Source organism: Paraburkholderia sp. EG286B (genome assembly GCF_040965655.1).
In the GTDB taxonomy this organism is placed as follows: Bacteria; Pseudomonadota; Gammaproteobacteria; order Burkholderiales; family Burkholderiaceae; genus Paraburkholderia.
The window spans coordinates 1-1,340 of sequence record NZ_JBFRCF010000115.1; the positions used below are offsets into that span (position 1 = coordinate 1).

Annotated in this window: 1 protein-coding gene; it reads right to left on the reverse strand. The window is 58.9% G+C overall.

Features of this window, described 5'->3' with window-relative positions:
• Positions 1-157: 157 nt before the first annotated feature.
• The gene (locus AB4Y42_RS43955) at positions 158-1,255 is read right to left on the reverse strand and encodes an IS5 family transposase (protein WP_368697854.1); all 1,098 of its coding nucleotides are present in this window, start codon (positions 1,253-1,255) and stop codon (positions 158-160) included.
• Positions 1,256-1,340: the final 85 nt, after the last annotated feature.

Here is a 1,340-nt window from a genome sequence, read left to right on the forward strand (position 1 = left end):
TAGCAGGCTGCTGAAGTACCTCCCGGTAGAAACAGCCTTTCTGCGCTTACGCGGCTCTCGCCGCGCGTTTCATCGCATTGTGAAATTTCAACGCGAAGTTCACGCTGGTTCAGCGGTTTGAGGCCAATTTCTGGCCTCATTGCCGCTTTTTTCGCCACTACGGGCGGACCTGTGCCAATGAGCGCAGGCGCACGAGGTTGTAGGCGGCCATGTTCAATACGAACATCTGGTCCACGTTCTTCAAGCCGCGCACCATCACCTGGCGCATGCGCCCCACGGTCTTGGCCCACCCGAAGCCCTGTTCGATCAACTTGCGCTTTTGCTGCGAAATGGCGTAGCCCGCGCTCGCGGCAATCGTTTCGGGCACTGCCGAACGCCGTCCCGAGGTGTTTTGCGCAACGTGCGGTGTAACCTTCATCTGCTGGCAAGCCTCGATGAATTCCTGTGCGTCATAACCCTTATCTGCACCCAGCGTGATCTCTGCACTCGCATCTCCTGCCGCTTGCCGCGCGTCGTTGATCATGACCTTGGCTGCTTCGCGCTCGGCATGCCCGTCAGCGCGCGTCACGCGCGCGTTGACCACCAGGCCATGCCGATTGTCGGTCAGCGTGTGGCCCATGTAGCGCAATTCGCTGGCCGTCTTGCCTTTGCGATAGAGCCGTGCATCGGGATCGGTCTTGGACTCATGCGTCTCGTTACTACGCTTCTCGCCCTTGAAGTCGCCCGCACCACCACCTTCGCTATCCTGATCGTCACTGTCCCTGGGAACGAAGCTCTTGTGCCCCGCCCACGCCTGGATCAGCGTTCCGTCCACACTGAAGTGCTCGCCCGAGAGTAGGCACTTCTTCTCGGCGATCGCCACGACTTCATTGAAAAATTCGATCACCGCATCATGCTTGATCAGACGTTCACGGTTCTTCGTGAAAACGGTCGGCACCCAGACCTCGTCATCCATGCTCAAGCCGATGAACCAGCGAAACAGCAGGTTGTATTGCACCTGCTCCATCAGTTGGCGCTCCGAGCGGATGCTGTAGAGGATCTGGATCAGCATGGCTCGCAGCAACTTCTCCGGTGCGATGCTCGGTCGCCCACCCTTGATGTCGGCCTCGTACATCCCGGCAAACAACCGATCCATCTTCGCCAGTGCTTCGTTCGCCATCACACGGATCGAACGCAACGGATGCGACTTCGGAACGAAGTCGTCGAGCTTGCGCATGGAAAATAAACTCTCGGTGAATGTGTCAGCGCCGCGCATGATCTCCCGGGGGCGAGTGGAGGCCTTTCATCAACGCTTCAGGGGCCTTCCGCGATGACGTTACCGCCGGTAATTCAGCAGCCTG